Origin of the sequence: Paracraurococcus lichenis (genome assembly GCF_030657435.1) — a bacterium.
GTDB classification, from domain to species: domain Bacteria; phylum Pseudomonadota; class Alphaproteobacteria; order Acetobacterales; family Acetobacteraceae; genus Paracraurococcus; species Paracraurococcus lichenis.
The window spans coordinates 22,733-29,774 of sequence record NZ_JAUTWS010000064.1 but is presented as its reverse complement, the minus strand read 5'-3'; the positions used below and the strand labels follow the sequence as shown (position 1 = coordinate 29,774).

Below are 7,042 nucleotides of genomic sequence, written 5' to 3'. Positions count from 1 at the left end.
AAGCTCAGACACGGGCTCGGACACCCCAGGCGGCCTCGGGCTGCCATCCGTTGCCAGCCTCGCCGGCTCACCACCGGCAGGCAACTGAGAGATACAAGGCGGCCAGCCACGGATGCGACCGTGGCTGGCCGCCTCGAGGGCAGCGCGGCTCTACGCCGGCGACAGCCATGATGCGAATGCACCACCATGGCGGCAGCGGCTTCGATGCTCAGCACCAGCTTTGCCATCCCGGACTGCGTCGCGACATACCTCACGTGATGCCGGGCTCCCGGCCGGAGCGTTTCGTCAACAGGTCGTTAATGGAGTTCGCATAAATAATCGACGCCTGGCGCGAGCACCAGAGCCGTCAAGAAATGGACAATCAGCCTAATGTCCCAGACGCCAGACGGCACAATCCAACACCGCCTACTTCGCGAGGTTTTCTAGCATGTCTGGCCATGCGTACTGCAAGGTGGCATCCGGAGAACCTGGGATTTCCACCACGGCAAGCAAGACGGTGCGAGAGACGCGGCTTTCGGAGCGGCAACGCCTGCTGTGTGCCCTATTGGGATTTGCGGGGTTCCTGACTGCCTCGAGCGTGCTCACGGCCGGTGCGCCCTGGATCACGCGAATTCTCGCTGCAATGGGCGCCATCTGTTGCTTCGCCAGCATGGCTCTGGTTGGTCAGTGGGCGCAGGCGATGTCCGCCAGCCGAGTTCCGCGCCACAGCGACGCACCAGCCGCGATTGCGCCCCTGCCGACGCCGGCGGTGGCGGTCGGTACCGGGACCGCCAACGACCTGCACACCGCCATGGAGTTGTTCGGCTCCGCCATCATCGATCAGGTCGACACCTCGATCGCGGCGGTCGTCGAGGAGAACCGTCAGATGCGCGAGATGGCCGCCGAGATGGCCGGCGCCGCGCAACAGGCCAACGACCAGTTCAAGCAGTCTATGATGCAGGCCTCGGACGCAGAACAGTCTATCGAACGGCTTCGGACCATCGGTGACGGTCTGTCAGGCGCGGTCGGCGTGATTGATCGCGAGGTCGAAGGCACGGTGCGCGTCATCAAGGAAGCCATGCATCAGGCCGGCTCCACCCGCCAGTGTGTCGACACCATGGCGAACCTCGCGCAGGAAGTTGCCGACACGGTCGGACTCATCAGCGACATCGCCAGCCAGATCCGCATGCTGGCGCTCAACGCCGCCATCGAGGCCGCGAAGGCGAACGAAGCCGGCAAAGGGTTCGCCGTGGTGGCTGCCGAGGTGAAGCAACTGGCGGCTCAGACGGCCAGTGCCACGGAGGTCATTGGCGGTCGTATCGCCTCGATGCGGCAGACCACGAATGTATCGGTCGTTGCGCTGCGTGACCTGCTCGACACGATCACGACCGTCGATACCGCCAGCGGCCGGATCACGGCCGCGCTGCAGGAGCAGCAGGCGCTCACCCGCGAAGTCTCCGGCAGCCTCGGCGACATGCATGGCGCCGTGTTCAGCCTGTCGCGCGAGATCCGGGAAGCGGCGCAGATCGCCGCCAATAGCGGGATGCTGGCGGAAATGGTGCTCGACACGGCCAGCCAGGTCGACGGGCACATGGTCGGCTTGCGTGGCCGGCTGCAGCAGATCGGCGACGGCATGACCGGCGGCGCCGAGCCTGCGTCACGCGACGCTGCGATATTGTAACGAACCTCTCGAGAGTCTCCCAGAGATGACAACGGTCCTTGTAGTCGACGACTCGTCCACCATGGTGATGAGCCTTTCCCGAATCCTGACCAAATCCGGCTACGTCGTGGAGACGGCCGCCAATGGCCAGGAGGGCATGACGAAGCTCAAGAACGGCCTGAAGCCCGGCCTGATCCTGACCGATGTCAACATGCCGGTCATGGACGGCATCACCTTCGTCAAAGAAGCGCGCAAGCACCCGGCCACCCGCTTCGTGCCGATCGTCGTCCTGACCACCGAAGCCGGGGGGCCAAAGCAGTCCGAGGCGCGTGCGGCCGGCGCTTCCGGCTGGTTGACCAAGCCTACGCCGCCGGACACGCTTCTCGCCACGCTGAAGCAACTCATCTCCGGCTAACCGCCGTGACGACTAGCCGGGATGAGTGCGTCAGCGTCTGCCGTATATTGGCGGCCCAGATGCGGGAGACGCTGGCCCAATTCGACCAGGGCAGCAACGGCCTTGCGGCCGTGCTCGGCGAGCTCGAGGTGAAGGTGACCGCGGGCAATGGTCGGGACACGGCAGCCGATATGCAGGCCACGCTGGGCGATATCCTGTTCATCCAAGTGCAGGAACGCGACCTCATCCAGCAGATGATGGAGGCCGTCTTCCAGGCCCCGTCCCTGCTGCCCGACGGGGTCGAAGCCATCCGGCTGGCACAGCTTTACGTCTCCGACACCCGGCATGCCGTCCACCGTGCCGCCCTGCCAGTGGCGCCGGAGAGGGGTGATGCGCGCTGAAGCCGGGCCATTGGCGCGTGCACTCCGCAGCGCACGCATGGCCTTCTTCGACTACCTTCCGGACTGGCCGCGCGACCCGAACGGGCTCGCCGGGACCCTTGCATGGACCGGCACGCATTTCGGCATTCCCGATATCGATCGCCGGGGCATCGGCGCAGTGGCCGAGGCGATCTGCAGCGAGGATCGCGAGAGCTTCCTTCGAATCTTCCAGCCTGCCATCGACACTGCGCGTGGCGGTGAATTCCGGATAGTCCTCACCGACAACCGCGTGATCTTCGTGCATTGCGATGCCAATATTGAGCAGGCGCCGGACGGGCGGCCACTGCGCATCTTCGGCACGCTGCATGACGTAACCGACCGCCAGCAATTCGAGGAGCGGCTGTCCGGGACAACGCGGGAGCGCGAGATGCTGCTGGCCGTTATCGATGCCTGCCCGATCAGCGTCACTGTCGCCGATGCCCGCCTGCCGAATATGCCGCTCATCTATGCCAACCGCACCTTCCAAGAACTCACCGGCTACGGTCGCGATGAGAAGCTCGGCATGAACTGCCGTTTCCTCCAGGGGCCGGAGACCGACCCGGCAGCGATCCGGATGCTCAGTAAAGCCGTGCGGAGCGGCAGTCCGGTCGACGTGCGGCTGGTCAACTACCGCAAGGACGGCGCTCCGTTCCTGAACCATGTGGTCCTCGCGCCCATTCGCGATGAAGCCGGGCGCCTCACGGCCTATATCGGCCTGCAGACCGATGTCACGGCCGAGGCCAAGCGTGAGGAAGCCGACCGTCAGCGCCAGCGTATCGAGGCGCTAGGCCGAATGATGGGCGGCGTCGCGCATGAGATCAACAACCTGCTGCAACCCGTGACGCTGATGACGGAGGAATTGCTCGCCCTGCATCCGGACGGCGAGACGCACGCCTATCTGGATGTCATCCTGAATTGCGCTCTCGGCGCTCGAAGCATCATTGGCGACCTGCTGGCCTTCTCCCGCCCTGAGCGGCGGGAAGCCCGGGTAGTAGGCGTGGCGAGCCTGTTGCGCGATGCCCTGCTGCTCGTCCGCAAGGCGCTGGGCCCGGGTATCGTCATAGAATGCGAGCCGGGCGACCACGACATGCCGATCAGAGTGGACCGCACGGCTTTCACGCAGGTTCTCCTGAACCTTTCCGCAAATGCGGCAGCCGCGATGGACGGTTCCGGCACTGTGCGGCTCACGCTGGAGACGCTCAGTGACTACGCCACAGACCAAGCAGATGCGCCGGCGCGTGCCGGACGTTGTGTGCGGATCGCGGTCGCCGATACCGGTTGTGGCATGGACAGCATTGTCCTCGAACGGGCCTTCGAACCCTTCTTCACGACCAAGCCTGTCGGCCAGGGGACCGGCCTTGGCCTGTCCGTCGCCTACGGACTGGTCCGCGAGATGGGTGGGGAAATTTCACTTCGTAGTGCACCAGGACGCGGCACGACAGTCTCGGTGCTGCTGCCCGAGGCGCAGGGAGACCGGTAGCATGGCCACCATACTGATAGTCGAGGATGTCCCCTCCGTCATGTTGTCGCTCCGCGTGGTCCTGGAAGGGCAGGGGCATCAGGTGCTCGGGGCGGGCAATGGCGATGCCGGGCTGCAGCAGCTCCAGCGCGGCGGCATAGACCTCGTCATCACCGACATCTGGATGCCGGGCAAGCACGGCAGCACCGTCATCGCCGAAGGGCGGCAGATCGCCCCGGACATGCGTTTCCTGGCGATCACCGGCGGCGCTCCCAACGGCAGCGTCACGCGCGACCAGCTTACGCGCGAGGGCACCGATTTCGGCGCAGACCGCATTCTTTTCAAGCCATTCAAGCGAGAAGAACTTATCGCGGCCGTGACCGAACTATTGCCACAGGCGGCCTGAAGGCCGCTGCGGCGCCTGCGCCGAGGATCCGCGCCGCTCGAGGGAGAACCCCATGATTGACACCGATGCATCATTGACACCGGCGCTGCTGCGGCGGGATCGCCAGGACGCTCTGGCCGCCTGGGCCGACTATCTCGCCGGCGGACTGCGCTCGCTCCATATCGACCGCCGCACCGTCGCGGAGTTCTGCTCGACCCTGTACGATGGCATGGTGGAGGCGTTGGAGAGTGGTTCGGGCGGCCTGCCGCAGGATCTGCAGGATCTGCTGTCCTCGCTGTCGGTCGAGTTCGCCGAGCGGGGACAAGCTCCCTCGCTGACGGCCACTTTCGTGTTCAGCCTCAGGCATGTTCTCGGTGAGCGGCACGGCCATGCCGCGATGGCGGCGGTCGGGCTCCAGAAGCTCATCGACGCCATGGGACTGCATTCCATGGACGCCTTCATCGGCCGCCGGGAACAGATCATCCGTCGTCAGAGCCAGGAGCTCCTGGACGTTTCCGTTCCCGTGGTTCCTCTTTGGGAAGGCATCCTGTCGCTGCCGATCATCGGTACGCTGGACTCCACGCGTGCCCAGGCCGTCACCGAGAAGCTGCTGTTCGAGATCGCCCGTACGGGCGCCCGTCATGCCATCCTCGACATCAGCGGCGTGCCGACCGTCGATACCCAGACCGCGCAGCATCTGGCCAAGACGGTCGCCGCGGCGCGGCTGATGGGCGCGGAATGCATCATTACCGGCATCCGTCCGGCCATCGCCCAGGTCGTGGTCGCGCTGGGGATCGACCTGTCGGGCATCCAGACCCGCTTCTCGCTGGCGGAAGGGCTCCGCTACTGCTTCGCGCAACGGAATCTCGCCGTCGCCCCGAAGGCCTGACCGGTGGCAGCGCTGTCAATCCTGGCATTCGACGGGATCTTGGTTGTCGCTCTGCCGAAGGCGATTGATGATCGGACAATGGACAGGCTTGCCGAGGAGGTCGGCAACCGCCTCGTGGAGCTTGCCGCCAGCGCGGTCCTGATCGATGTCTCGCTCGCGCAGATCATCGATTCCTTCCTGGGACGTGTTCTTGCGGGGCTGGCCGCCACATCGCGGCTGCTGGGCGCCGAGGTCGTCCTGGTCGGCGTGCGCCCGGAGGTGGCGATCACGATGGTCGAATTGGGCCTGGACCTCGGCAACATCGCGACCGCCCTCACCATCGAGCAGGGCCTTGCCAATATCCGTGCCCGCCTCGGCGGGAGCTCTTGATGGCTCCCGCCCCGGGCTGCGGGAATGTGACGGTCCGGATCGGTGGCGAGGACACCTTGCCCGCCGTTCGACGGGCCGTGGACGACGCGGGGCGTGCCGCGGGCTTCGGTCTGGTCGATCAGACCAAGCTGATGACCGCGGCGAGCGAACTGGCCCGCAACATCGTGCTGTACGCTGTCGGCGGGGTGATGACGGTCGAACACATCAGCTCGCCCGGTCGCACCGGCGTGCGGCTGATCTTTGCCGACAGCGGGCCCGGCATCTCCGACCTCGAACGGGCCATGCAGGACGGCTACAGTTCGGACAAGGGCATGGGGCTGGGGCTTCCCGGCGCCAAGCGCCTGGCGCATGAGTTCTCCATCGCATCCTCGCCGGCCACCGGCACCCGCGTGGTGTTCGTGCTGTGGAGGCGTTGATGCTGCCTGTCCATTGCCACCACCGCGTTCATATTGCGAGCCAGGCGGATCTGGTCACCGCGCGTGCAGTCATGACGGAACTGATCGCGGATGCCGACCTCGACGAGGAGGACCTGGGCCGGGTCCGGATCATTGTCGCGGAACTGGCGACCAACCTGCTCCGGCATGCCGGCGGCGGAGTCCTGCTGCTGCGTCGTCAACTGGCGGCGGACGCGTCCGGGCGGGCGCTGGTTGGTGCCAATGGCGTCGAATGCCTGGCGCTCGACCGCGGCCCCGGCATCGCCGATCTTGAGGTTGCGCTGGCTGGCCGACGCAACCTCAACGCGTTTCCGGGCCAGGGCCAGGGCCAGGGCCTGGGCCATGGACTGGGCGCGGTTCGTAGGCTGTCCGACCGCTTCGACATCCACTCCGAGCCGGGCCTGGGGACGGCCGTGATGGCCCAGGTGCAAGGTCGCGGCAGCCAGGCACTGCCCATGTCCCTCGTCACCTTTCCCTTCGGGGTGGGTGCGACGATGCTGCCGATGACCGGCTGCAGCGCTTGCGGAGACGGCTGGGCAGCGCGCCCGGACGGCTTGGTGCTCGTCGTGGATGGCTTGGGTCACGGAGACGCCGCTTCCGCCGCGGCCCGGTGCGTCGAAAGCGTCTTTTCCACGGTGCCGGCGGATCAGGACCTGCAGGCCATCCTCGCCGCGATCCATTCGGCCTTGCGCGGCACGCGGGGCGCCGCGGTCATGGTGCTCAGGCTCGGCGCTACCACCGTTGAGGTCTCCGCCATCGGGAATATCGCTGGTAAGGTCCTGTCCCGCGCAGGGGCTATCCCGCTCGGCAGCCGTTGGGGGATTGTCGGCTACAACGCAGCACCACCACCGTCAGCATGCGTGCCGTGGCATCCCGGAGACCTTGTCATCCTGCACAGCGACGGCTGCGTGCGGCTGACCGATCTTGTCGATGAGCGTCACCTGCGCCATGTCGATCCGACCCTGGCCGCCGCGGTGCTGCTGCGCGATTGTACCGTGCGCGTTGACGACCAAACGATCATGGTCCTGGCCAACCGAAGGCCCGCCTGACAGGA

General features: G+C 66.2%; 9 protein-coding genes. All 9 read left to right on the top strand.

The window, feature by feature from the left end:
* Nucleotides 1–427: 427 nt before the first annotated feature.
* From Q7A36_RS31845 to Q7A36_RS31805, 9 genes are read left to right on the top strand one after another with little or no spacing between them, the layout of a single operon-like run.
* Nucleotides 428–1,660 (top strand): methyl-accepting chemotaxis protein, encoded by a 1,233-nt coding sequence (locus tag Q7A36_RS31845; RefSeq protein WP_305107824.1) that lies wholly within the window; start codon nt 428–430, stop codon nt 1,658–1,660.
* Nucleotides 1,661–1,685: 25 nt separating this feature from the next.
* Nucleotides 1,686–2,054: a response regulator gene (locus tag Q7A36_RS31840; RefSeq protein WP_305107823.1), complete on the top strand. Its 369-nt coding sequence runs from the start codon at nt 1,686–1,688 to the stop codon at nt 2,052–2,054.
* 59 nt (nt 2,055–2,113) lie between these two features.
* The gene (locus tag Q7A36_RS31835; protein ID WP_305107822.1) at nt 2,114–2,434 is read left to right on the top strand and encodes a hypothetical protein; all 321 of its coding nucleotides are present in this window, start codon (nt 2,114–2,116) and stop codon (nt 2,432–2,434) included.
* Nucleotides 2,435–2,471: 37 nt separating this feature from the next.
* Nucleotides 2,472–3,932 (top strand): ATP-binding protein, encoded by a 1,461-nt coding sequence (locus Q7A36_RS31830; protein WP_305107821.1) that lies wholly within the window; start codon nt 2,472–2,474, stop codon nt 3,930–3,932.
* A 1-nt stretch (nt 3,933) separates the two neighbouring features.
* Complete coding sequence (locus Q7A36_RS31825) at nt 3,934–4,317, top strand: response regulator (protein WP_305107820.1); 384 nt, start codon at nt 3,934–3,936, stop codon at nt 4,315–4,317.
* Nucleotides 4,318–4,369: 52 nt separating this feature from the next.
* A complete protein-coding gene (locus tag Q7A36_RS31820) occupies nt 4,370–5,185 on the top strand; it encodes an STAS domain-containing protein (RefSeq protein WP_305107819.1) in 816 nt (271 codons plus the stop codon).
* A gap of 3 nt (nt 5,186–5,188) precedes the next feature.
* On the top strand, nt 5,189–5,554 hold the full coding sequence (locus Q7A36_RS31815) for an STAS domain-containing protein (RefSeq protein WP_305107818.1): 366 nt from the start codon (nt 5,189–5,191) through the stop codon (nt 5,552–5,554).
* The gene (locus tag Q7A36_RS31810) at nt 5,554–5,970 is read left to right on the top strand and encodes an anti-sigma regulatory factor (protein WP_305107817.1); all 417 of its coding nucleotides are present in this window, start codon (nt 5,554–5,556) and stop codon (nt 5,968–5,970) included. The genes Q7A36_RS31815 and Q7A36_RS31810 overlap by 1 nt, the downstream gene beginning before the upstream one ends.
* Nucleotides 5,970–7,037, top strand: coding sequence for an ATP-binding protein (locus Q7A36_RS31805; RefSeq protein ID WP_305107816.1), 1,068 nt, complete (start codon nt 5,970–5,972; stop codon nt 7,035–7,037). Before Q7A36_RS31810 ends, Q7A36_RS31805 begins: the two co-directional genes overlap by 1 nt.
* Nucleotides 7,038–7,042 lie beyond the last annotated feature (5 nt).